29 protein-coding genes are annotated in these 26,599 nt (G+C 65.6%); 6 read left to right on the top strand and 23 right to left on the bottom strand.

The features are described 5' to 3' along the window. Positions 1-65: 65 nt before the first annotated feature. A complete protein-coding gene (locus AABF56_RS18370) occupies positions 66-1,289 on the bottom strand; it encodes an argininosuccinate synthase (protein ID WP_244769166.1) in 1,224 nt (407 codons plus the stop codon). 184 nt (positions 1,290-1,473) lie between these two features. Between AABF56_RS18370 and AABF56_RS18365 the strand changes: the two genes are divergently transcribed. Next, positions 1,474-2,325: an SDR family NAD(P)-dependent oxidoreductase gene (locus AABF56_RS18365; protein WP_272807063.1), complete on the top strand. Its 852-nt coding sequence runs from the start codon at positions 1,474-1,476 to the stop codon at positions 2,323-2,325. A 146-nt stretch (positions 2,326-2,471) separates the two neighbouring features. Next, on the top strand, positions 2,472-3,113 hold the full coding sequence (locus AABF56_RS18360) for a LysE family translocator (RefSeq protein WP_244769168.1): 642 nt from the start codon (positions 2,472-2,474) through the stop codon (positions 3,111-3,113). Between the two features lie 6 nt (positions 3,114-3,119). Here AABF56_RS18360 and AABF56_RS18355 read toward each other — a convergent pair whose 3' ends face one another. The 6 genes from AABF56_RS18355 to AABF56_RS18330 all read right to left on the bottom strand — a co-directional run bounded on the left by AABF56_RS18355 (position 3,120) and on the right by AABF56_RS18330 (position 9,043). After that, positions 3,120-3,731 carry a DUF1287 domain-containing protein gene (locus AABF56_RS18355; protein ID WP_272807062.1) on the bottom strand — a complete coding sequence of 204 codons (612 nt, stop codon included), beginning with the start codon at positions 3,729-3,731 and terminating at the stop codon, positions 3,120-3,122. Positions 3,732-3,790: 59 nt separating this feature from the next. Next, a complete protein-coding gene (locus AABF56_RS18350) occupies positions 3,791-4,585 on the bottom strand; it encodes an ABC transporter ATP-binding protein (protein WP_244769170.1) in 795 nt (264 codons plus the stop codon). Beyond that, a complete protein-coding gene (locus AABF56_RS18345; protein ID WP_272807061.1) occupies positions 4,585-5,463 on the bottom strand; it encodes an ABC transporter permease in 879 nt (292 codons plus the stop codon). Before AABF56_RS18345 ends, AABF56_RS18350 begins: the two co-directional genes overlap by 1 nt. A 126-nt stretch (positions 5,464-5,589) precedes the next feature. Continuing rightward, positions 5,590-6,543 (bottom strand): ABC transporter substrate-binding protein, encoded by a 954-nt coding sequence (locus AABF56_RS18340; RefSeq protein ID WP_272807060.1) that lies wholly within the window; start codon positions 6,541-6,543, stop codon positions 5,590-5,592. 218 nt (positions 6,544-6,761) lie between these two features. Then, on the bottom strand, positions 6,762-8,000 hold the full coding sequence (rlmN, locus tag AABF56_RS18335; protein WP_272807059.1) for a 23S rRNA (adenine(2503)-C(2))-methyltransferase RlmN: 1,239 nt from the start codon (positions 7,998-8,000) through the stop codon (positions 6,762-6,764). Between the two features lie 149 nt (positions 8,001-8,149). Then, positions 8,150-9,043 (bottom strand): LysR family transcriptional regulator, encoded by an 894-nt coding sequence (locus AABF56_RS18330; RefSeq protein ID WP_272807058.1) that lies wholly within the window; start codon positions 9,041-9,043, stop codon positions 8,150-8,152. Positions 9,044-9,172: 129 nt separating this feature from the next. Between AABF56_RS18330 and AABF56_RS18325 the strand changes: the two genes are divergently transcribed. Then, on the top strand, positions 9,173-10,561 hold the full coding sequence (locus AABF56_RS18325) for an MFS transporter (RefSeq protein WP_272807057.1): 1,389 nt from the start codon (positions 9,173-9,175) through the stop codon (positions 10,559-10,561). Positions 10,562-10,624: 63 nt separating this feature from the next. On the opposite strand, the gene AABF56_RS18320 is transcribed toward AABF56_RS18325, so the two are convergent. The 5 genes from AABF56_RS18320 to AABF56_RS18300 all read right to left on the bottom strand — a co-directional run bounded on the left by AABF56_RS18320 (position 10,625) and on the right by AABF56_RS18300 (position 14,389). Further along, positions 10,625-11,128, bottom strand: a complete 504-nt coding sequence (locus AABF56_RS18320) for an invasion associated locus B family protein (RefSeq protein ID WP_064331875.1) — start codon at positions 11,126-11,128, stop codon at positions 10,625-10,627. A gap of 417 nt (positions 11,129-11,545) precedes the next feature. Further along, positions 11,546-11,935: a YkvA family protein gene (locus AABF56_RS18315; protein WP_272807056.1), complete on the bottom strand. Its 390-nt coding sequence runs from the start codon at positions 11,933-11,935 to the stop codon at positions 11,546-11,548. Between the two features lie 72 nt (positions 11,936-12,007). Continuing rightward, positions 12,008-12,316 carry a 4a-hydroxytetrahydrobiopterin dehydratase gene (locus AABF56_RS18310; protein ID WP_244769176.1) on the bottom strand — a complete coding sequence of 103 codons (309 nt, stop codon included), beginning with the start codon at positions 12,314-12,316 and terminating at the stop codon, positions 12,008-12,010. Between the two features lie 78 nt (positions 12,317-12,394). Next, positions 12,395-13,120, bottom strand: a complete 726-nt coding sequence (locus AABF56_RS18305) for a beta-ketoacyl-ACP reductase (RefSeq protein ID WP_244769177.1) — start codon at positions 13,118-13,120, stop codon at positions 12,395-12,397. 87 nt (positions 13,121-13,207) lie between these two features. Further along, a complete protein-coding gene (locus tag AABF56_RS18300; RefSeq protein WP_244769178.1) occupies positions 13,208-14,389 on the bottom strand; it encodes an acetyl-CoA C-acetyltransferase in 1,182 nt (393 codons plus the stop codon). Between the two features lie 291 nt (positions 14,390-14,680). Between AABF56_RS18300 and phaR the strand changes: the two genes are divergently transcribed. Next, positions 14,681-15,259: a polyhydroxyalkanoate synthesis repressor PhaR gene (gene phaR / locus AABF56_RS18295; protein WP_244769179.1), complete on the top strand. Its 579-nt coding sequence runs from the start codon at positions 14,681-14,683 to the stop codon at positions 15,257-15,259. Positions 15,260-15,292: 33 nt separating this feature from the next. Here phaR and AABF56_RS18290 read toward each other — a convergent pair whose 3' ends face one another. From AABF56_RS18290 to mtgA, 4 genes are all read right to left on the bottom strand, one after another. After that, positions 15,293-15,700 carry a hypothetical protein gene (locus AABF56_RS18290; RefSeq protein WP_064331869.1) on the bottom strand — a complete coding sequence of 136 codons (408 nt, stop codon included), beginning with the start codon at positions 15,698-15,700 and terminating at the stop codon, positions 15,293-15,295. Between the two features lie 334 nt (positions 15,701-16,034). Further along, positions 16,035-16,220: a 50S ribosomal protein L32 gene (gene rpmF, locus AABF56_RS18285; RefSeq protein ID WP_064331868.1), complete on the bottom strand. Its 186-nt coding sequence runs from the start codon at positions 16,218-16,220 to the stop codon at positions 16,035-16,037. Between the two features lie 147 nt (positions 16,221-16,367). Beyond that, on the bottom strand, positions 16,368-17,015 hold the full coding sequence (locus AABF56_RS18280) for a glutathione S-transferase family protein (protein WP_272807055.1): 648 nt from the start codon (positions 17,013-17,015) through the stop codon (positions 16,368-16,370). Between the two features lie 76 nt (positions 17,016-17,091). After that, positions 17,092-17,847: a monofunctional biosynthetic peptidoglycan transglycosylase gene (gene mtgA / locus AABF56_RS18275; RefSeq protein WP_398431242.1), complete on the bottom strand. Its 756-nt coding sequence runs from the start codon at positions 17,845-17,847 to the stop codon at positions 17,092-17,094. Positions 17,848-17,983: 136 nt separating this feature from the next. Between mtgA and AABF56_RS18270 the strand changes: the two genes are divergently transcribed. Together AABF56_RS18270 and hisC are read left to right on the top strand one after the other, a co-directional pair. Then, entirely contained in the window at positions 17,984-18,901 is a 918-nt protein-coding gene (locus tag AABF56_RS18270; protein ID WP_272807054.1) for a polyprenyl synthetase family protein, read from the top strand. Positions 18,902-18,905: 4 nt separating this feature from the next. Next, positions 18,906-19,961, top strand: a complete 1,056-nt coding sequence (gene hisC, locus AABF56_RS18265) for a histidinol-phosphate transaminase (protein WP_272807053.1) — start codon at positions 18,906-18,908, stop codon at positions 19,959-19,961. Positions 19,962-20,033: 72 nt separating this feature from the next. Here the strand turns inward: hisC and ispG are convergent, their stop codons facing one another. From ispG to AABF56_RS18230, 7 genes are all read right to left on the bottom strand, one after another. Further along, positions 20,034-21,287, bottom strand: coding sequence for a flavodoxin-dependent (E)-4-hydroxy-3-methylbut-2-enyl-diphosphate synthase (ispG, locus tag AABF56_RS18260; protein ID WP_272807052.1), 1,254 nt, complete (start codon positions 21,285-21,287; stop codon positions 20,034-20,036). Positions 21,288-21,424: 137 nt separating this feature from the next. After that, positions 21,425-22,618: an MFS transporter gene (locus tag AABF56_RS18255; protein ID WP_272807051.1), complete on the bottom strand. Its 1,194-nt coding sequence runs from the start codon at positions 22,616-22,618 to the stop codon at positions 21,425-21,427. Between the two features lie 33 nt (positions 22,619-22,651). Next, entirely contained in the window at positions 22,652-23,425 is a 774-nt protein-coding gene (locus tag AABF56_RS18250) for a DeoR/GlpR family DNA-binding transcription regulator (RefSeq protein ID WP_272807050.1), read from the bottom strand. Between the two features lie 156 nt (positions 23,426-23,581). After that, positions 23,582-24,442 (bottom strand): RNA polymerase factor sigma-32, encoded by an 861-nt coding sequence (locus AABF56_RS18245; RefSeq protein ID WP_244769187.1) that lies wholly within the window; start codon positions 24,440-24,442, stop codon positions 23,582-23,584. Between the two features lie 263 nt (positions 24,443-24,705). After that, a complete protein-coding gene (locus AABF56_RS18240; protein ID WP_119257839.1) occupies positions 24,706-25,275 on the bottom strand; it encodes a CarD family transcriptional regulator in 570 nt (189 codons plus the stop codon). A gap of 369 nt (positions 25,276-25,644) precedes the next feature. Further along, entirely contained in the window at positions 25,645-25,983 is a 339-nt protein-coding gene (fdxA, locus tag AABF56_RS18235) for a ferredoxin FdxA (RefSeq protein WP_425314253.1), read from the bottom strand. Positions 25,984-26,175: 192 nt separating this feature from the next. After that, positions 26,176-26,595, bottom strand: a complete 420-nt coding sequence (locus AABF56_RS18230; RefSeq protein WP_272807049.1) for an RNA-binding S4 domain-containing protein — start codon at positions 26,593-26,595, stop codon at positions 26,176-26,178. Between the last annotated feature and the right edge of the window lie 4 nt (positions 26,596-26,599).

Genomic DNA, 26,599 nt, shown 5'->3' with positions numbered 1-26,599 from the left:
CCGGAAACGAAAAGGCCCGCTGCCGGGAACGGCAGCGGGCCTCTTTTCTGGTCGCGATCCGGTGATCAGCCGCGGCGCTTGCGGGCGGCGAGCGTACGCAGGCGCAGCGCGTTCAGCTTGATGAAGCCGGCGGCATCCTTCTGGTCGTAGGCGCCCTGGTCGTCCTCGAAGGTGACCAGCGTGTCGGAATAGAGCGACTTGTCCGATTCGCGGCCGATGACCATGACATTGCCCTTGTAGAGCTTCAGCGTCACTTCGCCCTCGACATGCTCCTGGCTCTTGTCGATCAGCGCCTGCAGCATCTCGCGCTCCGGCGAGAACCAGAAGCCGTAGTAGATCAGTTCGGCGTAGCGCGGCATCAGCTCGTCCTTGAGATGCGCGGCGCCGCGGTCGAGCGTGATGCTCTCGATGGCGCGGTGCGCGGCGAGCAGGATCGTGCCGCCGGGCGTCTCGTAGACGCCGCGCGACTTCATGCCGACGAAGCGGTTTTCCACGAGGTCGAGGCGGCCGATGCCGTTGTCGCGGCCGTAATTGTTGAGCGTCGCCAAGAGCGTCGCCGGCGACATGCGCACGCCGTTGATGGAGACGGCATCGCCGCGCTCGAAGCCGACCTTGATGATAGTCGCCTTGTCCGGTGCGGATTCCGGGGAAATGGTGCGCATATGCACATATTCCGGGGCCTCGACGGCCGGGTCTTCCAGCACCTTGCCCTCGGAGGAGGAGTGCAGGAGGTTCGCGTCGACCGAGAACGGCGCTTCGCCCTTCTTGTCCTTGGCGACCGGGATCTGGTGCTGCTCGGCGAATTCCAGGAGATGCGTGCGGCTCTTGAACGACCAGTCGCGCCAGGGCGCGATGATCTTGATGTCGGGGTTCAGCGCATAGGCGGACAGCTCGAAGCGGACCTGGTCGTTGCCCTTGCCGGTCGCGCCGTGCGCGATGGCGTCGGCGCCGGTCTTGGCGGCGATCTCGATGAGATGCTTGGAGATCAGCGGGCGGGCGATCGAGGTGCCGAGCAGGTAGACGCCCTCGTAGACGGCATTGGCGCGGAACATCGGGAAGACGAAATCGCGCACGAATTCCTCGCGCACGTCCTCGATGAAGATCTCCTTGATGCCGAGCATTTCGGCCTTCTTGCGCGCCGGCTCCAGCTCTTCGCCCTGGCCGAGATCGGCGGTGAAGGTCACGACTTCCGCGTTGAGTTCGGTCTGGAGCCATTTCAGGATGATCGAGGTGTCGAGGCCGCCCGAATAGGCCAGCACGACTTTCTTCACGTCTTTATGTGATGCCATGGTGATGAGGTCCGTTGCATGAAGGGGCGCGGCAAACCCGCGAAGGCCCGGTATCGCGGCACTTTTAGCGAGATTGGCGCGTGACGCAAGGGCGCGCGCCGACGCGACGTGACGCAAGGGTGATTTGACCCGGCCGGCGCAGGCCCCATATTCCCCTGAGTGGACCATTGAAGGGGATGATCCCATGACGAACATGCGAGACATCATCAAGGAATCCAATGTCGCCGTCATCACGGGCGGCGCGGCCGGCATCGGCCTTGCCGCAGCACGGCGCTTCGCCGAGGCCGGCATGTGCATCGCCATCGCCGATCTCAACGCCGACCGGCTGGGCGAGGCGCGCGCCGAACTCGAGGCCATTGCCGGCGAGGCGAATGTCATGGCCGTGGAGACGGACGTCGCGCACCGGCATCAGCTGGAGGCGCTGGAGCGCGCCGTGCTGCAACGCTTCGGGCGCGTGCATGTGCTAATGAACAATGCCGGCATCCAGCCGGACACCTCCATCTTCAGCGCCGAGGCGAGCTGGGACCATATCCTCGCCGTCAACCTGATGGGCGTCATCCACGGCACGCAGGTCTTCGGGCCGAACATGCTGGCCCATGGCGAAGCAGGCCTCATCATCAACACCGGCTCCAAGCAGGGCATCACAACGCCGCCCGGCAACCCCGCCTACAATGTCTCCAAGGCCGGCGTGAAGGTCTTCACCGAGGCGCTCCAGCACGAATTGCGCAATACGGCGGGGGCACGGCTCTCGGCCCATCTCCTGATCCCCGGCTTCGTCTTCACCGAGCTGACGAAGGGCGAGCGGACGGAAAAGCCGGATGCCGCCTGGACGCCGGCCCAGACCGTCGATTTCATGATGCAGAGCCTGGAGCGCGGCGATTTCTACATCCTGTGCCCGGACAACGATGTCCCCCGCGCGCTCGACGAGCGTCGCATGGCCTGGGCGATCGGCGACGTCATCGAGAACCGTCCGCCGCTGTCGCGCTGGCACAAGGATTATGCCGAAAAGTTCCGCGCCTTCGTCGAAGGCGCCTGATGCCGGGAGCCTTGCCCAGGCACGCCGTCATGGCGGAGGGCGGGTGACAAAGGATCGCCGTTACAGCCGATCATAGACTTTGATTGGCATTTTCCGGAAAGCCGGATTAGAGGTTTCTCACCTCCTCCGGCTTTCAGGGCTTCACCATGGACTTCCTGCCCACGCTTCCGACGCTTCTCGCCTTCACGGCCGCGAGCCTGCTGCTCGCGATGACGCCCGGCCCCGACATGACGCTGTCGATCAGCCGTGCGCTCTCGCAGGGGCGCGGGCCGGCGCTCTATGTGGTGGCCGGCACCAGCCTCGGCATCGTGGTGCACACGCTGCTGGTCGCCTTCGGCATCTCCGCCCTTATCACGGCCTCGCCGACCGCCTTCCTGATGCTGAAGACCGGCGGTGCCGCCTATCTCCTGTGGCTGGCCATCCAGGCGATCCGCTACGGCTCCAGCCTCTCCGTCAAGGCGACGGCGGGGCCGCGCGGCACGGCGCTGGCCAATATTTCCAGCGGCTTCTGGGTGAACCTGCTCAATCCGAAGGTCATCATCTTCTTCATGACCTTCCTGCCGCAGTTCATCAGCGCGGGCGATCCCGATGTCACCGGCAAGCTGATCTTCCTCGGCCTGTTCTTCATCGTCGTCGGCATTCCCGTGAACATCCTGGTGATCCTCGCCGCCGACAAGCTGGCGTCCTGGCTCCAGCAGAACCCCAGGGTGCTGCGCGGCATCGACTATACGTTTGCCGGCGTCTTCTCCGTCTTCGCGGCGAAGATCCTGTTTACGCAGGCGCGCTGAGCAGGGTCACACCCGATAGCGGTAGTGGCCAGTGAGGGGATAGGCGAAGAGCACGTCCTCCAGCCGCGCCCCGGCACCGATATTGTGCACGAGGAGGGGGCGCGCGCCGTCGGCGCTGCGGTCGTCCGCCACGATGCCGATATGCGGCAGGTTGCCCGGCAGCATCTGCGAGACGATGTCGCCCGGCCGGTAGTCCGCGCCGTCCCTGCTGACCGGCAGGGCGGCACCCGCCCGCTTCAGGAAGGTCTGCAGGTTCGGCACGCGGCGATGGTCGATGTTGCGGTCGGTGCGCTTCAGGCCCCAGAGCGGCGGATAGGCGGAAAAGGCCTTGCGCATGTCCTCGTGCACGAGGACCTGGAGATCGATGGCAAGGCCGTCGCGATAGGCGCGCACGATCACGTCGGTGCACACGCCCCGCTCCCGCGGCACGTCGCCGCCGGGATAGTCCAGCCGGGAATAGGCGGGATCATAGGTCAGCGTGACGCCGATCTGCCGCCGCGCCGCCGCCACGAGTTTTTGCGCGTCGTCTTCGGCTGGCTGTGCCCGCAAGCCCGCCGGCAAAACGAGGGCGGCCCCCGAGACCAGGCCGCCTGCAAGCAGCGCGCGACGAAACAGCATGGGCGCCTCCTTCTCCGACGCGCCACGCTGCGCAGGGAATCGGGCGCTTTGGTGGCGCCTCAGCCGATCAGCAGCGCGTCGTCGTCCAGCGTCTGGCCGCGCATCTTGCGGAACATGGCGATCAGGTCCTCGACCTGCAGCGTCTTGCGGCTGTCGCCGGAGACGTCGAGAACGATCTCGCCGCCGTGCAGCATGACGGTGCGGTGGCCGTAGTCCAGCGCCTGGCGCATGGAGTGCGTCACCATCAGCGTCGTCAGCTTGCGCTCGGAGACGATCTTCTGCGTGAGGGTCATGATGAACTCGGCCATGCCGGGATCGAGCGCCGCGGTGTGCTCGTCGAGCAGCAGCACGTCGGAGCCGGCGAGCGTCGCCATGACGAGCGAGACGGCCTGGCGCTGGCCGCCGGAGAGCAGGTCCATCCGGTCGCGCATGCGGTTTTCGAGGCCGAGGTTCAGTTCGGCGATGCGCTCGCGGAAAAGTGCGCGGCGCTGGGGGCCGAGGGCGGAGGCAAGGCCGCGCCGTTCGCCGCGGCGGGCGGCGAGCGCAAGGTTCTCCTCGATGGAGAGCGCGCCGCAGCTGCCGGTCAGCGGGTCCTGGAAGACGCGGGCGACGCGGCCGGCGCGGGCGGCGGTGCCCTGGCGGGTCACGTCCGTCGTGCCGATCTTCACCTGCCCTTCGGTGGCGATGACGTCGCCGGCCAGAACGCCGAGCAGCGTCGACTTGCCGGCGCCGTTCGAGCCGATGACGGTGACGAACTGGCCTTCCTCGATGGTGAGGCTGACGCCGTTCAGCGCCTGCTTCTGCAGCGGCGTGCCCTTGCCGAAGACGACCTTGATATCGGAGACGGAGATCATCAGGCGACTCCCCCGCGGCGAAGGCGCGGCAGGACGAGCGCCACGGTGACGAGCAGGGCCGTCACGAAATTGAGGTCGGAGGCCTGGAGGCCAAGCACGTCGGAGGAGAGCGCGAGCTGGATGGCGATGCGGTAGAGGATCGAGCCGAGCACGCAGCCGATCAGCGCGATGAGGATGCCCCTGGCGCCGAACAGCGTCTCGCCGATGATGACGGCGGCAAGGCCGACGACGATGGTGCCGACGCCCGAAGTGACATCGGCAAAACCGTTCGTCTGGGCAAAGAGCGCGCCGCCGAGTGCGACGAGCGCATTGGAGAGGGCGATGCCGAGATAGATCTGGCGGTTGGTGTTAACGCCCTGCGCGCGGGCCATGCGGGCATTCGCCCCCGTCGCGCGCATCGAAAGGCCGGCATCGCTTTCCAGGAAGCGCCAGACGACCACGACCGCAACGATTACCAGAATGCCGATGAAGAGCGGGCGGACATAGAAATCGCGCAGCCCATGGCCGAAGAACGGGCTGATCATCGTGTCGGCATTGATCAGCGCGACGTTCGGCTTGCCCATGACGCGCAGGTTGACCGAGAAGAGCGCGATCATGGTCAGGATCGAGGCGAGCAGGTTGAGGATGCGGAAGCGCACGTTCAGCGTCGCCGTGACGAGGCCGGCAATGGCGCCGGCCACCATGGCGACCGCCGCGGCGATCCACGGGTTGACGCCGGCGATGATCAGCACGGCCGCGACGGCCGCGCCGAGCGGAAACGAGCCGTCCACCGTCAGGTCCGGAAAATCCAGCACGCGGAAGGCAAGGTAGACGCCGATCGCGACGAAGGCATAGACCAGCCCCAGTTCGACGGCACCCCAGAAGGCAATCAGGCTCACGGTTTCGGCTTTCTCTTTGTCACCCGTTCCGCATTTTCCGCGGGAGGGGTCTTCTTAACAGATCAACCGCTGCCGGGCGATCCGGCAGCGGTTGATTCCGATTGGGAATGTCCGGATAACCCGGGCTTATTCGATCACGCGGGTCGCACGGCCGACGACGGCTTCCGGAAGCGTGACGCCCATCTTGGCAGCCGCGCCCTTATTGACGACGAGGTCGGTGCCGGCGGCAACCTTCACGGCGATGTCGCCCGGGGTCTCGCCCTTGAGGATGCGCACGACGATCTCGCCTGTCTGCTTGCCGACGTCCTTGTAGTTGAAGCCGAGCGCCGCGATGGCGCCGCGCGAAACGGAATCCGTGTCGGCGGTGAAGAGCGGCAGCTTGGCTTCCTCGGCGACGGCAACCGCGCCTTCGAGGGCCGAGATGATCGTGTTGTCCGTCGGGATATAGATCGCGTCGGCACGGCCGACGAGCGCGCGGGCGGCGCCCTGGACTTCGGCGGACTTGGTCGCGGCGGATTCGACGACTGTCAGGCCGGCCTTTTCGGCTTCTTCCTTCAAGACGGCGAGCAGCGAGACGGAGTTCGCCTCGCCCGAATTGTAGAGGTAGCCGACCGTCTTGGCTTCGGGCAGGATTTCCTGGATCAGCGCGATGTGCTCGGCGACCGGCGACATGTCCGAAAGGCCGGTGACGTTGCCGCCGGGCTTGTCCATGTCCCTGACGAGCTGCGCGCCGAGCGGGTCGGAGACGGCCGTGAAGACGATCGGGATGTCCTTCGTCGCGGAAACCACGGCCTGGGCGGAGGGCGTGGAGATCGGCACGATGACGCTCGGGTCTTCACCGGCGAACTGGCGGGCGATCTGCGCGGCCGTCGCGGGGTTGCCCTGCGCCGATTCGTAGAGGAACTTCAGGTTCTCGCCTTCCTTGTAGCCGGCGGCCTCCAGCGCTTCCTTCACGCCGTCACGGGCGGCGTCGAGGGCCGGATGTTCGACGATGGCGGTCACGGCAACCGTGACGTCCTCGGCCTTGGCCGGCAGCGAAATCGCGAGCGTCGCCGCGAAAGCGAGCAGAAGATGGCGCATGGATGGTCTCCCTAGAATGATTTTAGGCCGGTTCTAGGCAAAACGTGCCTTCAAATCAATTCTCGGAATCGACTGCTTCAATCACAATTCATGATGAGATGGGTGCGGCAAAGTGTCGGCACCCGCGGCGTGGACGCCCGGGTCGAGCCCGAGCATGCCGGAGGAGAGGTTCTCACCTCGGGAGGACGCGGCCCCGGCGCAACCGGATGAGGGGCCTTTCAGTCGTCCTCGCCGTGCCCGACGATCATCATCGCCTCGAAGGCCATGCGGTCGACCTTGCGCATGCGCTCGGATTCCGATTTCAGCTGGCCGCAGGCGGCGAGGATGTCGCGGCCGCGCGGGGTGCGGATCGGCGAGGCGTAGCCGGCCTGGTTGATGAAATCGGCGAAACGCTCGATCTGCTCCCAGTCGGAACACTGGTAGTTGGTGCCCGGCCAGGGATTGAAGGGGATGAGGTTGATCTTCGCGGGAATGCCCTTCAGCAGCTGCACCAGCAGCTTGGCGTCCTCCAGCGTGTCGTTGACGTCCTTCAGCATCACATATTCGAAGGTGATGCGCCGGGCGTTCGACAGGCTCGGATAGGCGCGGCAGGCGTCGAGCAGCTCCTTCAGCGGATACTTCTTGTTGATCGGCACCAGCATGTCGCGCAGGTCGTCGCGCACGGCATGCAGCGAGATCGCCAGCATGACACCGATCTCCGAGCCCGTGCGATAGATCTCTGGCACGATGCCTGAGGTCGACAGCGTCACGCGGCGCTTGGAGAGTGACAGGCCGTCGCCGTCGGTGGCGATCAGCAGCGCCGTCTTGACGCTCTCGAAATTGTAGAGCGGCTCGCCCATGCCCATCATGACGATGTTGGAGACCTTGCGTCCTTCCGCCGGCACGATGGCGCCGGCCGGCGTGTCGCGGTCCGGGAAATCGCCTAGCCGGTCGCGGGCGAGCAGCAGCTGCGAGAGGATTTCCTCGGCCGTCAGGTTGCGCACCAGCTTCTGCGTTCCGGTATGACAGAAGGAACAGGTGAGCGTGCAGCCGACCTGGCTGGAAATGCAGAGCGTGCCGCGGCCCTCTTCCGGAATATAGACGGTCTCGATCTCCACCGGCCGGCCGGCGCCGCGCGGGGGGAAGCGCAAGAGCCATTTGCGCGTACCGTCGCTGGAGATCTGCTCGTCGACGATCTCGGGGCGGGCGATGGTGAAATGCGCCTTCAGCATTTCGCGCATGTCCTTGGAGACATTGGTCATGTCGTCGAAATCGGAAACGCCGCGCACATAGAGCCAGTGCCAGAGCTGGCTGACGCGCATCTTCACCTGGCGCTCGTTGACGCCCTTTTCGACGAGCGCGCGGCCCATCTCCTCGCGCGAAAGGCCGATCAGCGAGGGCTTTTCAGCGGCGGGAAGAGTGCGCACCAGCGGCGCCTTGACGGGCTCGGCCGTGTTGAGAAAGTCCATGCTTGCCATCGGGTCATCCTCAAGATCATGGCACGCCGGCGCAGGTTCCTGCGCCGCAAGCGGTCCATTCTCGATAGAAGTTCATTGGGGGCCAGGAGCGTCTGAAAACGCGGCTTGCGGCCCGGTTGCCGGCCCTTTAGCACTGTTCCGGCGGAAAGTCACCTCTCCGTGCAGACGGCGCGCAGGCACGCCCGCAGCCAGCGATGGGCCGGATCGGCATCGAGGCGTGGATGCCAGAGCATGGAGACGGTGTGCTCGGGCAGGGCAAGCGGCAGGGCGAAGTCCGCCATGCCCTCCCGCAGCCGCGCCGTATAGCGCTCCGGCACCTCCGTGACGAGGTCCGAGTCCCGGGCGAGTGCCAAAGCCTCCGAAAAGCTCGCGACGGTGACGGCGATGCGGCGCGCCAGGCCGAGCCGGGCGAGCGCCTCGTCGACTAGGCCGCCATCGCGTCCCCGTCGGGAGACGAGGATGTGCGTTCCGCCTGCATAACGCTCAGGCGTCACCGGGCCTTCGGTGAGCGGATGCTTTTTACGCACGACACCGATGAACCGGTCGCGAAACAGTGCCTGCGCCCGTACTTCCGGCCCTGTCGTGCTGCCGATCACGCCGGTTTCGAGATCCACCGCGCCGTCCCGCAAAGGCGTGCTCTCCTTGTCGGGCTTCGCCACGAAGCGGAGTTTCACGCCCGGCGCCTCCCGGGCGATGCGCGCCAGGAGGGCCGGCCCGAAGGTCTCGACGAAACCCTCGCGGTTGCGCAGCGTGAAGGTTCGCACGAGGGTTTTGGGGTCGAGCAGTTCGGCCGGTCGCAGCAGGGTTTCGGCCTCCTCGACGACGCGCCCGACCGCCTGGCGCAGGACGAGCGCCCGCGGTGTCGGCACAAGGCCGCGCCCGGCGCGCACCAGGAGCGGATCGCCGGTCACGTCGCGAAGACGGGCGAGCGCCCGGCTCATGGCGGAAGGGCTGAGCCGCAGCCGCTGCGCCGCGCGCGCGACGCTGCCTTCGGCGAGCAGCACGTCGAGGGTGACGAGGAGGTTCAGATCGGGCCGGGCCATGGCGCGATCCTAGCATTTTTACAGAAGGATGACATGGCGCCAGATGCACGAATGAAGTGCAGGCGATGCGCCTTCCGCCCTATCCGGTGAGAATCTATCTGTCGGAGGAGACAACGACAGGAGAGCGCCATGGCGGATACACCGACCATCACGACGACACGCCGCACGACCGGCGCGCTTTGCGGGCTGTCGCTCGCCATCCTGCTCTCCTCGCTCGGCACCAGCATCGCAAATGTCGCCCTGCCGACGCTCGCGGAAGCCTTTGCCGCGCCGTTCGGGCAGGTGCAGTGGGTGGTGCTGGCCTATCTTCTGGCGAGCACGGTGCTGATCGTCGGCCTCGGCCGCCTCGGCGACCTTTTCGGTCGTCGCCGGCTGTTTCTGGCGGGGCTTGCACTGTTCACCGCCGCGTCGGCGCTGGCGGGCCTGGCTCCGACGCTGCCGCTCATGATCGCCGCCCGGGCCCTGCAGGGGCTGGGGGCGGCGGCGATGATGGCGCTCGCCATGGCCTTCGTCAGCGAGACCGTGCCGCGGGAGCGGATCGGCAGCGGTATGGGCCTCATCGGCACCATGTCCGCGGTCGGCACCGCTCTCGGCCCCTCGCTCGGCGGCCTGCTGATCGCCGGCTTCGGCTGGCCGGCGATTTTCCTCGCCGCCGTCCCCTTCGGCCTTGCCGCGCTGGCACTCGCCTGGCGCTTCCTGCCCGCCGATCGCGCCAGCGCGGCGGTCGCCCGCTTCGATTTTCCGGGCGCCGGCCTGCTCGCCGCAACGCTCACGGCCTATGCGCTGGCGATGACCATGGGGACGAGCACCTTCGGGCCGGTCAATGCCGTCTTCCTTGCCGCTTCTGCGGTGGGCATGGCTCTCTTCATCCTGCGGCAGCAGCGGGCGGCGGCGCCGCTGATCCGGCCCGCCGCATTCCACCGCGCCGGGTTTCGCGCAAGCCTTGCCGCCAATGGACTGGTCGCCACGGTGATGATGGCGACGCTCGTCGTCGGGCCGTTCTATCTTGCCGGCGCGCTGGGGTTGGGCCCGGCCGGCGTCGGCTTCGTGCTGGCGGTCGGGCCCTTCGTATCCACGGCAAGCGGCGTTGTCGCAGGACGCCTCGTCGACCGGTTCGGCGCCCGGCGCATGGCATTGGGCGGGCTTGCCGCAATGGTCGCGGGGGCGCTGGGGCTGTCCGTCCTGTCCGCGCTCCTCGGCCTTGCCGGCTATGTCGCGGCCATCGCCGTGCTGACGCCGGGCTATCAGCTTTTCCAGGCTGCCAACAATGCGGCCGTCATGGGCGGCGTCGGCGCCGGGGAGCGTGGCGTCACGTCCGGCCTGCTCGTCCTGTCGCGCAATCTCGGCCTCATCACCGGCGCCTCCCTGATGGGCGCGATCTTCACGCTCGCCGTCGGCACGAAGGCGGTGACGCGCGCGGACCCCGCGGCGATCGCCACGGGCATGCACATGACCTTTGCGGTGGCGGCGGCGCTTGTCCTTGCGGCCTTCATCCTTCTTGCGCAAAGCAAGGCGTGAGCATTCCGCAAACGAAAGGGCCGGCGAGAACGCCGGCCCTTTCCGTTTCTGCCCGCAGGGAAATCAGCGGCAGCTTTCGATCTGCTTCAGCGCCGCCGAAATGCCCGACAGCGAATAAGAGTAGGAGGTGCCCGTGCCGCGGCGGGATTTCGCCTGGACCTGCATGTCCCTGCCGCCCTTCATGGCCGCGACCAAAGCCGGCTCTTCCGCGGCGTTCTCCACCCAGGCCGAATTGCCCTTGGTGAACATCACGAAAGTGCGCCCGTCGATGACGACGTTGACCTTGGAGGCCTCCTGCAGCGGATAGCCCATCATCGCCTGCGGCTCGTAGCTGATGTTCTGGCCCGGGCGCTGGGAGACGAGGAAGAAGACGTCGCCATGGTCGACGCCGGCCGGGTTCTTCTCCTTCGGCACCGACAGCACGTAGCAGACCTTGCCGCCTTTCGCCTGGTAGGAATAGGCACCCCAGGCATTGAACTGCTGAATGCGCGTCGGCGTCTGGGCCGAGGCAACGCCTGCGGTCACGACGACGAGGGCGAGTGCGGTTGCGAGCTTTCTTACGAACATGTTTTCCTGCCGGTTGTCTTGCCAGTGATTGCCCGGCCGAAGGCGGTGCCCTCGATGCCGGTGTCGGCCACGCATGATGACGATTTGATTCATTTTGACTTAATTCAGGTTACCAAACCGTCAACATGCGCTCATTTTACAAAGGTCATCCGCGCCGCACCGGGACAAATTCGCGTCAAGTTTCCGCTGCTGCCTTCCGGAGCGCTTCCGCCGGTCGTGAAAACGCTACCGCTCCTGTCGGCGCAATCCCGGGCGCAAAACCGCTATGCACGTTTGCTGGAATCGCTGAGAAAGGCGAGCGTGCCCAGTCCCCATTTGGTGAGATAGAACCCGTCGAAGCCATTTAAGGCACAAGGAATAGGGCAAGAATTTGACTTCGCCACCGCGGGTCGAGTGCAGGACGGGCGGCGGCCGGGCTCAGCCGGCCGGTTGGACATCCGGCTCGTCCGCGAGCGCCTTGTCGGCGGCCACGTAGTGGTCCTCGCGGATATGCCCGCGGATGGCGGCGAAGGCGGCGGTCAGCACGGCGATGTCGTCGGAAAAGCCGACCAGCGCGAAGAAATCCGGAATGCCGTCGAGCGGCAATACGAAATAGGCGAGAGCGGCGAGCAGGATGCCGCGAACCTTGGTGGGCGTGCGGGAATCCAGCGCGCAATAGTAGGCGGCGACGAGGTCGCGCGAGAACGGCACCTGCCGCATCGCGCGCTTGAGGACCGGCCAGAACCGTTTCTTCACGCGGTTCTCCTGACGCTCTTGCTCGTCCTCGTCTCCCGGCAGAAGAATCTCGCCGATCTTCACATCATCCATGCATGGCCTCCTTCAGGTGGCGATGCCGGAAAAAACCCGGCGGGAATGATATGGGAACGGCTTCACAGGTCTTCAACTCTTCGTGCGCGCGGCCGCCGCGTTGTCCATTGCCGTCGCCAGCTTGACGTCGAGCTCGGTGAGGCCGCCCGCATCGTGGTTCGTGAGGCGCACCTCGACGCGGTTGTAGACGTTGAACCATTCGGGATGATGGTTGAATTTTTCCGCCGCCAGCGCGCCCTCGGTCATGAAGCCGAAGGCTTCGCGGAAGGTCTTGAACTTGAATTTCTTCTCGATGGCGATGCCGTCATCCGAGCGGGTCCAGCCGTCAAGGGCCGCGATCGCCGCGGAAATCGCCTCTTCGCTCAACTTTTCCTGTTTCATGGCGCGCTCCTTTCCGGTCGATCCTACCATGGAAAACGGCGCCCGAAGGCGCCGTGTTCCGTTTGCGATGAAAGGCGGTCAGACGAAGAACTGGCCGCCGTTGGCCGAGATGGTCGAGCCGGTGATGAAGCCGGCATCGTCCGAGGCGAGGAAGACGACGATGCGGGCGATCTCGTCCGGCTCGCCGAGGCGGCCGACCGGGATCTGCGGGATGATCCGCTCGTTCAGCACCTTTTCCGGGATGGCGCGCACCATCTCGGTGCCGATGTAGCCCGGGCAGATGGCGTTAACCGTGATGCCCTTGGCGGCGCCTTCCTGGGCGAGCGCCTTGGTGAAGCCGAGGTCGCCGGCCTTGGCGGCGGAATAGTTCGCCTGGCCCATCTGGCCCTTCTGGCCGTTGATCGAGGAGATGTTGATGACGCGGCCGAAGCTGCGGTCGCGCATGCCGGACCAGACCGGATGGGTCATGTTGAAGAGGCCGGTGAGGTTGGTGTTGATCACCGCGCCCCATTGGTCCGGCGTCATCTTGTGGAACATCGCATCGCGGGTGATGCCCGCATTGTTGACGAGGATGTCCACCGGTCCGAGATCGGCCTCCACCTTGCCGATCCCCTCGACGCAGGATTCGTAGCTCGAAACGTCCCATTTGTAGACCGGGATGCCGGTCTCCGCCTTGAAGGCGTTCGCGGCGTCGTCATTGCCGGCATAGTTTGCGGCCACCTTGTATCCGGCGGCCTTCAGCGCCACCGAAATGGCCGCGCCGATGCCTCGCGATCCGCCCGTTACCAATGCTACCCTGCTCATGTGGCTCACTCCCCTGAAACTGTTTTTCGAGTCGACCCGTCGCCCCGCCGGCGGCGGGTCCTGGCAAAGTAGCTTGTAAGCTTTTGCTTACATGCTCTCAACGCACATCGCCACGCCCATGCCGCCGCCGATGCAGAGCGTGGCGAGGCCCTTCGAGGCGCCGCGACGCTTCATCTCGAAGAGGAGCGTGTTGAGGATGCGGGCGCCGGAGGCACCGATCGGGTGACCGATGGCGATGGCGCCGCCGTTGACGTTGACGATCGACGGATCCCAGCCGAGATCCTTGTTGACGGCGCAGGCCTGGGCGGCGAAGGCCTCGTTGGCTTCCACGAGGTCGAGGTCGCCGATTTTCCAACCGGCGCGCTCGAGCGCCTTGCGGGAGGCCGGGATCGGGCCGGTGCCCATGATCTTCGGATCGACGCCGGCGGTCGCCCAGGAGACGATGCGGGCGAGCGGCTGGATGCCGCGGCGGGAGGCTTCCGCCTCGCTCATCAGGAGGGCGGCGGCTGCGCCGTCATTGATGCCGGAGGCATTGGCGGCCGTCACGGTGCCTTCCTTGTCGAAGGCGGGCCGCAGCTTGGCCATCGAATCGAGCGTCGCGCCATGGCGGATATATTCGTCGGCGTCGACCGTGACGTCGCCCTTGCGGCCCTTGACGATGAAGGGAACGATCTCGTCCTTGAAGCGACCTTCCTTCTGGGCGGCTTCGGCCTTGTTCTGCGAGGAAACGGCGAAGGCATCCTGCTCGTCGCGCGAAAGCTGCCACTGCTTGGCGACGTTCTCGGCGGTGATGCCCATGTGGTAGCCGTAGAAGGCGTCGGTCAGGCCGTCCTTGATCATCGTGTCGATCATCTTGAAATCGCCCATCTTCACGCCGCCGCGCAGGTGCGCGCAATGCGGCGCCATGGACATGGATTCCATGCCCCCCGCGACGATGATGCCGGCATCGCCCGTGGCGATCTGCTGCATGCCGAGCGCCACGGCGCGCAGGCCCGAGCCGCAGAGCTGGTTCATGCCCCAGGCGGTCGCCTCCTGCGGGACGCCGGCCTTCATGGCGGCCTGGCGGGCCGGGTTCTGGCCTTCGCCGGCCGGCAGGACCTGGCCGAGGATCACCTCGTTCACCTCGCCCGCCGCAACGCCTGCGCGCTCCAGAACCGCCGAAATGACCGCCGCCCCGAGCTCGTGGGCGGGCGTGTTGGCGAAAGCTCCGTTGAAGGAACCGACCGCGGTGCGGCCGGCGCTGGCGATGACGATGGATGGGGTGCTCATGTGTGCTTCCTCAGTTCTGACGACCTTGCAGCCGGCCTTGGAACCAGGCCCGGCGCACGAACGGCGCGAGCCCGGCGGTTCTCCCGAAATCAAAACTGGCAAAGCGGAGGGGGAGAGTCAAACGGGATATCCGATGCCGCTAAAATTTCATCGGCGCGGCGTGCAGCATGAAAATCCATGTTGCGCAGCATTGCTCGCCGCATCGCACAATTCGATTGTCAGCGCGCGTCTTTTTGCCGATACTCGTCAGGACCAAAAAAGAAATGGAAATACGGGGATGAGGAGACCCTAATGGCCAGGAACGACGGTCAGATCGTCATCAAGAAATATGCGAACCGGCGGCTCTACAATACGGGCACCAGCACCTATGTGACGCTGGACGATCTCGCGGTCATGGTGAAAAAGGGCGAGGATTTCACCGTGCAGGACGCCAAATCCGGCGAGGACATCACCCATTCGGTGCTGACGCAGATCATTTTCGAGCAGGAATCGAAGACCGGCAACACGCTTTTGCCCATCTCGTTCCTCCGCCAGCTGATCTCCTACTACGGCGACCAGATGCAGATGGTGGTGCCGAGCTATCTCGAACACTCCATGCAGGCCTTCACCGAGCAGCAGTCGCAGATGCGCGAGCAGATCAACAAGACCTTCGGCGACACGCCGCTCGGCAAGAACCTGCAGGTGCCGATGGCGCTGATCGAGGAGACGACGCGGCGCAATACGGAGCTGTTCCAGCAGGCGATGAAGATGTTCTCGCCCTTCGCCAATGCTGCGCCGCCGAAGGAGACCCGCAAGGCGGACGCCAAGGACCTCGACGAATTGAAGGAGCAATTGCGCGCGCTCCAGACGAAGCTCGACAGCTTGAGCTGACGATACGGCCGGCGCGGGCCTGCCCCGCGCCCGTCACAGCCCGATCGAAAGATCCCGGCTCGCCGTGCGGATCGACACGGCAAAACCCGCGATGACATCGATGAAGGTGATCGTCATCAGGATGAAGAAGATCTGCGTCGCCGCGCCCTGCACCAGCAGGAACTCGACGAGGAACACCACGAACAGCACCATCGAGAGCATGTGATCGAGCAGCGCGCGCGAGCCCGGGCGCGTGGCCTTCAGGATCTCCACGAAGAGCAGCACGAGCGCGATGAGGATAAGGAGGTCGCCGAAGGCCATGGTCCAGGTCGTGCCGGACAGCATGTTGACCGCCATCACCTCGCTGTCGAGCACGGCGACGCCGCCGTCGCCGAAAAGGCCGGTCATGGCGAGGTTGTAGAGGGCGAACGGGATGATCAGCAGCGGTATGGCCAGAAGCATGGGCGGCGGTCTCCTAGAGCATTTCCAGCCGAAGCGAAGTCGCTTCGGCGCCGGATAATGCGGAAAACAAGAATCCAGAGCAATTCCAGCAAAAGTGCGAAGCGGTCTTGCATCCGGAATTGCGTAAAACAAACAGATAGAGCGTTTTTACGATTCGAAGAGAAGCGGAAATGCTCCAACGACCGTCTTCGCACGGGCGGCCCCGTTGCCCTCTTAGCCCAGGAATCGGCGCAAGAAAATGTCGCCGCCGCGACGACAGGCATTCGGGGGGCGGATGGCCCAAAAGAAAAGGGCCGGCAAGCCGGCCCCTGATCTCAGCTGATGCCGAAAACGCTTATGCGTTTTCCTTCGGCGTCAGAACCTGGCGACCGCGGTACATGCCGGTCTTCAGGTCGATATGGTGCGGACGGCGCAGTTCGCCCGAGTTCTTGTCTTCGATGTAGGTCGAACCCTTCAGAGCGTCTGCGGAACGGCGCATACCGCGCTTGGACGGGCTCGTTTTTCTTTTCGGTACAGCCATTTCACTAACTCCACTTATCGGGCAAACACATCCACGGGCCACCGGATGGGCGACAGGGACATGTCTTTATCTCGGAAATTGGGGCGGCTTATACACAGCAAAATCCCGCTTGACCAGTCCCCGGGCGGTTTTTTTCGATTCCGCCGGTCACGCCTCGTCCTCGGGCACGATCCACGGCTCGGCCAGCGCCGCCGCCTGCCACGTCTGCCAGGCCGGATGCGCCTTCATGCGCGCCATATAGGCCAATACGGTTTCGTCGCGGGTCAGGCAATAGGCTTCGAACCGGTTGACGACCGGCGCATACATCGCATCGGCAGCGGAAAAGGCACCGAACAGGAACGGCCCGCCGGAGCGCGCGAGCACCGACTTCCAGATCGTCTCGATACGGGCGACGTCATCCGTCACGCCGTCCGGCAGGTCGATTTCGCCCGGCTTGCGGCGGATGTTCATCGGGCAGGCATTGCGCAGCGCCCGGAAGCCGGAGAGCATCTCCATCGAGATTGCCCGCGCCTCGGCCCGTGCCGCGCCGTCCTTCGGCCAGATCCCGGCATCGGGAAAGAGCTCGGCGACATATTCGATGATCGCGAGCGATTCCCACACCCGCACCGCGCCATGGTGCAGCACCGGCACCTTCCCCGTCGGCGAGATCTTGCTGAATTCCGGGTTGCCGGCGGGAAAGTCGAAGGGGATGACCTTGTCGGTGAACGGCACGCCGGCCGCCGTCATGGCGATCCAGGGCCGGAGGGACCAGGAGGAATAATTCTTGTTGCCGACATAGAGGATGAGGTCCGACATGGTGCTCCCGCGCGCTCTTGATATGGCGGAGACCCTAGGCCTTCACCGGGGCCTGCGCCAATGAAAAGGCCTGAACTCACTCATAAAGGCACTTGATATATTCGCCCGAGCGGCTTGCGCGCCGCTCGATCAGGCGGGCGAGGCGCTGCAGGCCGCGGCCCGGCTTTCCGGCATTGCGCTCGTAGGGGTTCGGCAGGGAAACGGCGAGAAGGGCGGCCTGCCGGCGCGAGAGCTTGGCGGCCGGCACCTTGAAATGGTGCTGCGCGGCGGCCTCGATGCCGTAGATGCCGGGCCCCCATTCGGCGATGTTGAGGTAGATCTCCATCAGCCGCCGCTTGCTCCAGACGAAATCCGCCGCGACGGCGAGCGGCAGTTCCATCGCCTTGCGCACGAAGGAGCGGCCGTTCCAGAGGAACAGGTTCTTGGCCGTCTGCATCGGGATCGTGCTGGCGCCGCGCGTCTGCTCGCCGGCCAGCGCCTCGTTGACGACGGCGCGCATCTCGCCCCAGTCGACCCCGCCGTGGCGGCAGAACTGGCCGTCCTCGGACATCATGACCGCCTGCACCAGGTTGGGCGAGATCTCGTCGAACGCCACCCATTGCCGGTCGTAGCCGCGCAGGAGGGCGAGATCGCGCAGCATCAGCGTGGAAACCGGGCGCACGAATTCGATCGTGTAGAGCAGGATCAGCACATAGGGCAGCGCGACGATGGCCAGGACGACAAGCACGAGGCGTCGCCAGTTCCGGCGAAGCCGGCTCATCCAACCGTCCCTTTCACCGGCTTCTGCCTCCGTGTTGACCGAATCTGTGCGTGTTTCCGGTACGATGTCCAAGAGCCGGCGTCCGTCCTTCCGTCGTTGCGCCTTCATACCGTCACGGCTCGCCAAAAACCAGTCTGCGGCGCGATTCTTTGAAGGAGCCCGGGCATGGCCGTTGCTTCGGCCCGGAGCCCATGCCAAAGAGCGGGCCATGAGCGAACGTTACCAGGAATTCCAATCCCTGCTGAAGGGCAATGCCGAGGCGGTGGAGGCATTGCTGGCAACGCTGCTGTCCGGCAGCGTCGCGGCGGACGAGATCGCCCGCCCCGAACGGCTGCTCGCCGCCATGCGCCACGGCGTGCTCAACGGCGGCAAGCGGCTGCGACCCTTCCTCGTCATCGAATCCGCCGCGCTCTTTCCGGGCGTGGAGCGCACGGCGGCGCTGCGCGTCGGCGCCGCGCTCGAATGCATCCACTGCTACTCGCTCGTGCATGACGACCTGCCGGCCATGGACGACGACGACCTGCGCCGCGGCCAGCCCACCGTGCATATCGCCTTCGACGAGGCGGCGGCGATCCTTGCCGGCGATAGCCTGCTGACGCTGGCCTTCGATATCGTCGCGGCGCCCGAAACGCGTCTGCCCGATGCCACCAAGACGGCGCTGGTGGTGGCACTCGCCCGCGCCGCCGGCATCGGCGGCATGGCCGGCGGCCAGGCGCTCGACCTTGCGGCCGAGACCGATGCGCCGGACGAGGCGGGCATCGTGACGCTGCAGAAGATGAAGACCGGCGCGCTCCTGCGCTTCGCCTGCGAGGCCGGCGCCATCGTCGCGGGGGCCTCGGCGGGGGACCGGCAGACGCTGCGCCGCTACGGGGAGACGGTCGGCCTTGCCTTCCAGATCGCCGACGACCTGCTCGACCTCACCGCCGATGCCGCGACCATGGGCAAGGCGACCGGCAAGGATGCCGATCGCGGCAAGGCGACGCTCGTCGCCCGGCGCGGCCAGGCCTGGGCGGAAAACCGTCTTCGGGAACTCGTGGCGGAGGCCGAGGCGCTTCTTGCGCCGTTCAGCCATCGCGCCGGCATCCTGATCGAAACCGCCCATTTCATTGCCAATCGCAGGAATTGACGTCATGAGCAAATTCTGGTCGCCGATCGTCGCCACGCTCAAGCCCTATGTCGCTGGCGAACAGCCGCGCATTCAAAACCTCATCAAGCTCAACACCAACGAAAACCCCTACGGCCCGTCGCCGAAGGCGATCGCCGCCATGCGGGCCGCCGTCGCCGACAGCCTGAAGCTCTATCCGGATCCGAGCGCGCTGGCGCTGCGCCAGTCGATCGCCCGTTTCCACGGCGTGGACGCGGATGAGGTCTTTGTCGGAAACGGTTCGGACGAAGTCTTGGCGCACGCCTTCGTCGCGCTCCTCAAGCACGACAAGCCGCTCGTCTATCCTGATATTACCTACAGCTTCTATCCGACCTATTGCCGGCTCTTCGGCATTCAGGCGGAGGAGGTTGCGCTGAAGGACGACTTCACCATCGATCTTGCTGACTACGATCGGCCCTGCGGTGCCATCATCCTGCCGAACCCGAACGCCCCCACCGGCATCGGCCTGCCGCTTGCCGCCATCGAGGCGCTGGTTGCCGCACACCCGGACCAGCCGGTGGTGATCGACGAAGCCTATATCGACTTCGGCGGTGAAAGCGCGATCCCGCTGACCAGGAAATACGACAATCTGCTGGTCGTGCACACGCTGTCGAAGTCCCGCTCGCTGGCGGGCCTGCGCGTCGGCTATGCCATCGGCCGGCGCCCGCTGATCGACGCGCTGGAGCGCGTGAAGGACAGTTTCAACTCCTATCCGCTCGACCGCATCGCGCAGGCCGGCGCCGCGGCCGCCATCGATGATCGCGAATGGTTCGACGAGACGCGGGGCAAGGTCATCGCCATGCGCGAGCGCGTCACAGGCGCGCTCCGCCAGCGCGGCTTCGAGGTGCTGCCCTCGCAGGCGAACTTCGTCTTCGCCCGCCATCCGGCCGTGAGCGGCGAGGCGCTGGCGAGGGGCCTGCGCGAGCGCGCCGTGCTGGTGCGCCATTTCGCCAAGCCGCGCATCTCCGATTTCCTGCGCATCACCATCGGCACGCCCGAGGAATGCGACCGGCTGATCGCGGCTGTCGAGGAGATCGTCTGAGGTTTGGAGCACTTCCAGGAAAAGCGGATACCGGTTTTCCTGGAAATGCGACAAATCCTCCAGGACCGCCGCCTACTCGGCGGCCGCCTGGCCCTGGCCGTAGCGCTTCTCGATATAGTCGTTGACGAGCGTCTCGAATTCACCGGCGATGTTGGTGCCGCGCAGCGTCAGGGCCTTCTTGCCGTCGACATAGACGGGAGCGATCGGCAATTCGCCGGTGCCGGGCAGCGAGATGCCGATATCGGCATGCTTGCTCTCGCCCGGGCCGTTGACGATGCAGCCCATGACCGCGACCTTCAATCCCTCGACGCCCGGATATTTTTCCCGCCAGACCGACATGTTCTTGCGGATATCGTCCTGGATCTTCTGGGCGAGTTCCTGGAAGACTGTGGAGGTGGTGCGCCCGCAGCCCGGACAGGCGGCGACGACGGGTATGAACTGGCGGAAGCCCATGACCTGCAGCAGTTCCTGCGCCACCTGCACCTCTCGGGTGCGGTCGCCGCCGGGCTCGGGGGTCAGCGAGATGCGGATCGTGTCGCCGATGCCCTGCTGCATGAGGATGCCGAGCGAGGCGGAGGAGGCGACGACGCCCTTCGTGCCCATGCCGGCTTCCGTCAGGCCGAGATGCAGCGCATGGTCGGAGCGCGCCGAGAGCATCGCGTAGACGGCGATGAGGTCCTGCACGTTGGAGACCTTCGCCGAGAGGATGATGTGGTCGCGCGGCAGGCCGATCTCCTCGGCAAGCTCGGCGGACAGCAGCGCCGACTGGCAGATCGCCTCGCGCATCACCTGCTGGGCGGTCAGCGGAAAGCCCTTGTCCTGGTTCTCGTCCATCAGCCGGGTCAGGAGCTCCTGGTCGAGCGAGCCCCAGTTGACGCCGATGCGCACCGGCTTGTCGTGGCGGATCGCGGTCTCGACGATGGCGGCGAACTGCCTGTCCTTCTTGTCCTTGAAGCCGACATTGCCGGGATTGATGCGGTATTTCGCCAGCGCCTCGGCGCAGGCCGGATGGTCGGCAAGCAGCTTGTGGCCGATATAGTGGAAGTCGCCGACGAGCGGCACGTCCATGCCGAGGCGCAGGAGGCGCTCGCGGATCTTCGGCACCGCCGCCGCGCTCTCGTCGCGGTCGACCGTGATGCGCACGATCTGCGACCCGGCGCGGTGGAGGGCGGCGACCTGCGCCACCGTCCCGTCGATATCGGCCGTATCCGTATTGGTCATCGACTGCACGACGACCGGCGCACCGCCGCCGACAAGCACGCCGCCGACATCGACGCCGACGGACCGGCGCCGCGGCTTCGGTTCAAAGTCGAAGGAGAAGGACATTCTGGAGCCTCTTGCTCGAAAACCGGCCGCATGCGGCATCGCTCGTGCAGCCTTTGCCCTCAGGTGGATCAGGAAACGGGGCTTGTCAACCGCCGGGGCCGGAACGCGCGACGATTTGATCGCCGCGCGTTGCGCGCTCAAGGCCGTTCGCGCACGTCCGCATGCACGGCATGGTGCGAGAGCAGCAGCACGACGACGAAGAGCACCGGCAGCAGGGCGAAGATGATGGAGAAGCCCGTATGCTCGGCGATGAAGCCGATGACGGAGGGTGCGAAGAGCGAGCCCGAATAGCCCATGACCGTCGCGACGGAGAGCGCCACGCCCTGCGCGAAGCCCGGCAGGTTGCCGGCGGCGGAAAAGGCGATCGGCACCATGTTGGAAATGCCGATGCCGCAGATGGCGAAGCCGAGGACAGCCACATAGGCATTCGGCGCCATGCCCGATACCACCATGCCGATCATCGCCATGACGGTGCAGAACCGCAGCGTCTTCACCGCGCCGAGACGGTCGCGCACATGGTCGCCGGCAAAGCGCATGGCGGCCATGGTGAGCGAGAAGGCACCGAAGGCGAAGCCGGAGACTGCCAGCGAGGCGCCGAGCTCGTCGCGCATGTAGAGCGCGCCCCAGTCGAGGATCGCGCCTTCCGGCACCATGGAGAACAGCGCCATGAGGCCGATCAGCCAGGGCAGGAGCGTCATCGGCAGGCGCACCTTCTGGCGCTCCTCGTTCGGGTGCGGCGCGTCGTGCAGCACGAAGGGCCAGGCAAGGCCGAGCGCGACGGCGCCGAGCGCGGTGAGCAGCACCGCATGGCCCGTCACGCCGAGCGTCTCGATCAGGAAACCGCCGGTCGTGGCGCCGATGAAGGCGCCGAGGCTCCAGAAGGCGTGGCAGGACGACATGATCGCCCGCCGCATGGTTTTTTCGACCTCGACCGCATTGCCGTTCATCGCCACGTCCATCGCGCCCATCAGGCCGCCGAAGAGGAAGATGGCGAGCGCGCCGAGCAGGACGGTCGGGGCAAGGGAAAGCAGGATGAGGGTGGACAGGAAGAGGACCGCGGCGCCCTTGACCGTGCGCGTCGTGCCGTAATGGGCGATCAGGATGCCGGCGATCGGCATCAGCACGAGCGAGCCGATGCCGAAGCACATGATCATCAGGCCGAGGCCGGATTCGGAGAGCGACAGGCGGCTGGCGAACTCCGGGATTTTCGGCGCCCAGGCGCCGGCGAAGGTGCCGTTCAGCAGGAAAAGGCCGGAGACGGCCAGCCGTGTCGGCGGAAAATGGGTTCTCGCGAAGGCGGTGCCTTTGATGGCATTTTCGGGCGTCGTCATGGGAGGTCCGTTTCAGGATTCTGGGAGGGGCGCCTATCCGGCCCGCAGGATGTCGATGCCGGCGGCGGCGAGCGCTGCCGCCTCGGCCTCGCCCGCATCCGCCTCGATCACGGCGCTTGCCACGCGGGCAAGAGGGGCGACCGAATAGGGGGCTGCGGTGAAAAGCTTGTCGTTGGTAACGATGACGATCACCGTCCGGCTGCGCGAGGCGACGAAGCGCTTGAATTCCGCCTCCTCGAAACTGTCGGCGGTGACGCCGGCCTCCGGATCGATGCCGCAGACGCCGAGCACCAGGATGTCAGGCCGAAGGGCCTCCGCATCGCGCATCGCCTTGGCGCCGATCGCCGCGCCCGAGCGGGCATCGATCAGCCCGCCGAGCTGGATCGTCGCGATGTCGCGCTCGAGAAGCGCCGCGGCGATGGCCGGCCCGTTGGTGGCAACGGTGAGACCGGCGGCCGTCGGCAAGGCGCGGGCGAGCGCGACATTGGTGCTGCCGGCATCGAGGAAGACGGTGGTGCCGGCAGGGATGAGCCCGGCGGCCGCACGGGCGAGCGCCGCCTTGCGCGCGCCGGCAATCGCCATGCGCTCGTTCATCGTGGTGGAAGCGTGCGCCATGCGCAAGGCCCCGCCATAGACCCGGCGGCAGAGGCCGGAGGCCGCCATTTCACGCAGGTCCCGCCGGATCGTGTCTTCCGACACGCCGAGCTCCTGTGCCAGTTCCGCCGCGATCACCCGCCCCGAAAGGTCGAGCCGCGCGCGGATCAGGTCTTGCCGCTCTCCGAGCAGAAGAAGGTCTTGTCCCGACATTGTCGAATCCAAACATGCACGATTGCGTAGCAATGCGCATGAATCGGCAGGAACGTCAATGAACGGTGATGATCACGTTTGATTGCCGGGCGAAACGGCGCGATCTTGCAGCGTGGGTCCCGTGGCCGTCCCGGGACCCTGAGATCAGCCTTGCCGTCAGGCGTAGGCGAAATCCGTGGTCTTGCTGACCAGCACGGCGCGCAGCTTCTCCAGCGCGCGATTCTCGATCTGGCGTACACGCTCCTTGGAAATGCCGAGCACGGCGCCGAGTTCCTCGAGCGTCGCGCCGTTTTCCGCCAGCCGCCGGGCACGGATGATCTTCATCTCGCGTTCGTTGAGCTGGCCGAGCGCGGCATGCAGCCAGTGATGGCGGCGTTCGCCGTCGATGCTGCCTTCCGCCTGTTCGTCGGGAAGGGGGGCGTCGCTGGTGAGAAAGTCGAGCCGGTTCGAGCCCTCGCCCTCGGCGGAGGAGATCGGCGCCTGGAGCGAGACATCGGAGGAGGAAAGACGGGCATCCATGGTGCGCACGTCGGCGGTGCTGACGCCGAGTGCTGCGGCGATCTCCTGATGCATCGCCTCGGCGGTCAGATGGATGTCGCCGCGGGCAAGCCGGGCGCGCAGGCGCCTGAGGTTGAAGAAGAGCGCCTTCTGCGCCGAACTGGTGCCGCCGCGCACGATCGACCAGTTGCGCAGCACGTAGTCCTGGATCGAGGCGCGGATCCACCAGCTGGCATAGGTGGAAAAGCGCACCTGCCGTTCCGGCTCGAAACGGGCGGCGGCTTCCAAGAGGCCGATATAGCCCTCCTGCACGAGATCACCGAGCGGAAGGCCGAAGTTCCTGAACTTTCCGGCCATCGAGACCACCAGCCGCATATGGGCCATGGCGATGCGGTTGCGGGCTTCCTGGTCCTTGTTGTTCTTCCAGGCCTGGGCCAGCGCCTGCTCCTCGTCCCGTTCGAGATAGGGCGCGGACATTGCGAGCTTGATCATGCGGCGGTCTGCGGTCGTCGTAGCCATGGCGGGTCTCTCCACGTAAACCGAACCGGCGCAAGCAGGCCCATTCCTGCTCCTGACCTTGCGCCCTGCTTGACGATGACGTTTCGGAAAGACCAACGGATCACTCGAAAACGGTTTTCGAGAAAATAAAGTGACCAAGCCACCCCGCCGGCCGCCCGAAGCCGGATCGTCCTCGATCGCCAAACGGCCTGCCGCCGGAAAAGTTCCAATAAAAAACCCGGCTGTTGCCAGCCGGGCTTTAAAATCGGAAGCGCTGCCCTAGATCAGGCAGCTTCGTCCTGCGAGTCGTCCTCTTCGATCGCCTTGCCGCGCTTGGGGCCCTTGGCAAGGTTCGTCTCGACGAGGCGGACGGCCTCGGTTTCCGACATCTTGTTGACGGCGGCGATTTCCCGGGCCATGCGGTCGAGCGCGGCTTCGTAGAGCTGGCGCTCGGAATAGGACTGTTCCGGCTGGTTTTCCGCACGGTAGAGGTCGCGGACCACTTCGGCGATCGAGATCAGGTCGCCCGAATTGATCTTGGCATCATATTCCTGCGCGCGGCGCGACCACATGGTACGCTTCACGCGGGCCTTGCCCTGGACAACCTTCAGCGCGCGGTCGACGAAATCGGTCTCCGACAGTTTGCGCATGCCGATCGAAACGGCCTTGGCAACCGGCACCTTGAGACGCATCTTGTCCTTTTCGAAATCGATGACAAAAAGCTCAAGCTTCATGCCGGCGACTTCCTGCTCCTCGATGGCGACGATCTGGCCGACGCCGTGAGCGGGATAGACGATCGATTCACCGGTCTTGAAGCCCTGGCGCGTGGAAGATTTCTTCTGCTGGGTCGTCATTCTGTTCAAATACTCCCTGTTACGCTCCCGGCATGGCCGGGTGGGTCCGGGGACCCGGGAAAGACGGGGGGCACCGTTGCGGTGTCACCACTCTGGTCCGTCCGCCATGCGCAAAAAGGTCCACTGCGACGCGTTCACATTTGAGCAACCGGGGCTGCCTATGGGAGGTGAGCGGCGTTGAGGGATCGTTTGCTTTCGTGGTGGTGTTCGGGCACGCAAAATGCCGCGATGTGGATCAGTATCGGGACCCTACCACAAAAAAGTGCCGAAATCAATAATTTGCTTCGCATGGGTCATCAAGCCTGTCCCATCGCCTTTTGGCGGGAGCAGGTCTTTTTCCCCAGCTTCGGTTGCCGCCCTGTGCGGCGATCAATCACCCTGGCCCGGATTGGGAGAGAAGTACTTCTCGTACTTGCCTTCCTCGCCGTCCATTTCCTTCGCTTCCGGCATCGCGTCCCGCTTGACCGTGATGTTCGGCCAGACCGATGCGAATTCCGCATTGATCTGCAGCCACTTGTCGAGGCCCGGCTCGGTATCCGGCTTGATCGCCTCGGCGGGACATTCCGGTTCGCAGACACCGCAATCGATGCATTCGTCGGGGTGGATGACGAGGAAATTCTCCCCCTCGTAGAAACAGTCGACGGGGCACACTTCCACACAGTCCGTGTACTTGCAGCGAATGCAGTTGTCGGTCACGACATACGTCATGAGGAACTCCAGAAACGTCATAAGGCGGGCGCGGACGAGGCCGTCCGTCACCACAGAACCCGTTACGCGACCGGCTTGCCGGACAGGAGAGGCCGCGCGCATCGAGGGCCGTCCGGTGGCTGAGGTAAAGGCTTTGCGGGCGGTTTGCAAGCGTAATACATGCGCTGCCGGGCGCATGCGAGGTATAGAATTCTAATCCTCGTCGTCGCCGGGAAAACCATGCAGGCGGTCGGTTTCGCGGCGTTCCCGCTTGGTGGGCCGGCCGGCGCCGCGCTCGCGTGTCGCCTGCTCGAAGAGCGAGCGCTCCTCGCGCGGCGGCGGGGGCGGCGTCATGTCGCTGTAGAGAAGGCGGGCTTCCTCGTAGGGCCCGCGGCGTTCGCCGGCCTGCAGCACCTTCACCACCATGTCGTGCCGGTCGAGCGAGAGCACCACGACATCGCCGGGGCGCACCATATGCGATGGCTGGCGGATGTTCTGGCCGTTGACGCTGACATCGCCCGCTTCCACGGATTTCGCCGCCAGCGAGCGCGACTTGCGCAGCCGCGCGAAGAACAGCCATTTGTCGATGCGCTGCCGCGCCTGACCTGCCGGCTGTTCCTCGTCGCGTGCCATCGGC

Origin of the sequence: Shinella sp. WSC3-e (assembly GCF_945994535.1) — a bacterium.
Lineage (GTDB): Bacteria > Pseudomonadota > Alphaproteobacteria > Rhizobiales > Rhizobiaceae > Shinella > Shinella yambaruensis.
The sequence above is the reverse complement of the archived record's forward strand: the minus strand, read 5'-3'. Positions and strand labels throughout refer to the sequence as shown.

Bases quoted from the DNA above. Each gene is read 5' to 3' on its own strand.
- AABF56_RS18355 (WP_272807062.1), bottom strand. From the start codon at position 3,731: ATGCTGTTTCGTCGCGCGCTGCTTGCAGGCGGCCTGGTCTCGGGGGCC.
- rlmN (WP_272807059.1), bottom strand. From the start codon at position 8,000: ATGGCAAGCATGGACTTTCTCAACACGGCCGAGCCCGTCAAGGCGCCG.
- phaR (WP_244769179.1), top strand. From the start codon at position 14,681: ATGGCCAGGAACGACGGTCAGATCGTCATCAAGAAATATGCGAACCGG.
- AABF56_RS18230 (WP_272807049.1), bottom strand. From the start codon at position 26,595: ATGGCACGCGACGAGGAACAGCCGGCAGGTCAGGCGCGGCAGCGCATC.
- AABF56_RS18350 (WP_244769170.1), bottom strand. From the start codon at position 4,585: ATGATCTCCGTCTCCGATATCAAGGTCGTCTTCGGCAAGGGCACGCCG.
- fdxA (WP_425314253.1), bottom strand. From the start codon at position 25,983: ATGACGTATGTCGTGACCGACAACTGCATTCGCTGCAAGTACACGGAC.
- AABF56_RS18245 (WP_244769187.1), bottom strand. From the start codon at position 24,442: ATGGCTACGACGACCGCAGACCGCCGCATGATCAAGCTCGCAATGTCC.
- AABF56_RS18340 (WP_272807060.1), bottom strand. From the start codon at position 6,543: ATGCGCCATCTTCTGCTCGCTTTCGCGGCGACGCTCGCGATTTCGCTG.
- AABF56_RS18300 (WP_244769178.1), bottom strand. From the start codon at position 14,389: ATGAGCACCCCATCCATCGTCATCGCCAGCGCCGGCCGCACCGCGGTC.
- AABF56_RS18305 (WP_244769177.1), bottom strand. From the start codon at position 13,120: ATGAGCAGGGTAGCATTGGTAACGGGCGGATCGCGAGGCATCGGCGCG.
- hisC (WP_272807053.1), top strand. From the start codon at position 18,906: ATGAGCAAATTCTGGTCGCCGATCGTCGCCACGCTCAAGCCCTATGTC.
- AABF56_RS18280 (WP_272807055.1), bottom strand. From the start codon at position 17,015: ATGTCGGACCTCATCCTCTATGTCGGCAACAAGAATTATTCCTCCTGG.
- AABF56_RS18330 (WP_272807058.1), bottom strand. From the start codon at position 9,043: ATGGCCCGGCCCGATCTGAACCTCCTCGTCACCCTCGACGTGCTGCTC.
- AABF56_RS18320 (WP_064331875.1), bottom strand. From the start codon at position 11,128: ATGTTCGTAAGAAAGCTCGCAACCGCACTCGCCCTCGTCGTCGTGACC.
- AABF56_RS18290 (WP_064331869.1), bottom strand. From the start codon at position 15,700: ATGCTTCTGGCCATACCGCTGCTGATCATCCCGTTCGCCCTCTACAAC.
- rpmF (WP_064331868.1), bottom strand. From the start codon at position 16,220: ATGGCTGTACCGAAAAGAAAAACGAGCCCGTCCAAGCGCGGTATGCGC.
- AABF56_RS18255 (WP_272807051.1), bottom strand. From the start codon at position 22,618: ATGACGACGCCCGAAAATGCCATCAAAGGCACCGCCTTCGCGAGAACC.
- AABF56_RS18270 (WP_272807054.1), top strand. From the start codon at position 17,984: ATGAGCGAACGTTACCAGGAATTCCAATCCCTGCTGAAGGGCAATGCC.
- AABF56_RS18240 (WP_119257839.1), bottom strand. From the start codon at position 25,275: ATGACGACCCAGCAGAAGAAATCTTCCACGCGCCAGGGCTTCAAGACC.
- AABF56_RS18310 (WP_244769176.1), bottom strand. From the start codon at position 12,316: ATGAAACAGGAAAAGTTGAGCGAAGAGGCGATTTCCGCGGCGATCGCG.
- ispG (WP_272807052.1), bottom strand. From the start codon at position 21,287: ATGTCCTTCTCCTTCGACTTTGAACCGAAGCCGCGGCGCCGGTCCGTC.
- AABF56_RS18250 (WP_272807050.1), bottom strand. From the start codon at position 23,425: ATGTCGGGACAAGACCTTCTTCTGCTCGGAGAGCGGCAAGACCTGATC.
- AABF56_RS18360 (WP_244769168.1), top strand. From the start codon at position 2,472: ATGGACTTCCTGCCCACGCTTCCGACGCTTCTCGCCTTCACGGCCGCG.
- AABF56_RS18325 (WP_272807057.1), top strand. From the start codon at position 9,173: ATGGCGGATACACCGACCATCACGACGACACGCCGCACGACCGGCGCG.
- AABF56_RS18370 (WP_244769166.1), bottom strand. From the start codon at position 1,289: ATGGCATCACATAAAGACGTGAAGAAAGTCGTGCTGGCCTATTCGGGC.
- AABF56_RS18365 (WP_272807063.1), top strand. From the start codon at position 1,474: ATGACGAACATGCGAGACATCATCAAGGAATCCAATGTCGCCGTCATC.
- AABF56_RS18315 (WP_272807056.1), bottom strand. From the start codon at position 11,935: ATGGATGATGTGAAGATCGGCGAGATTCTTCTGCCGGGAGACGAGGAC.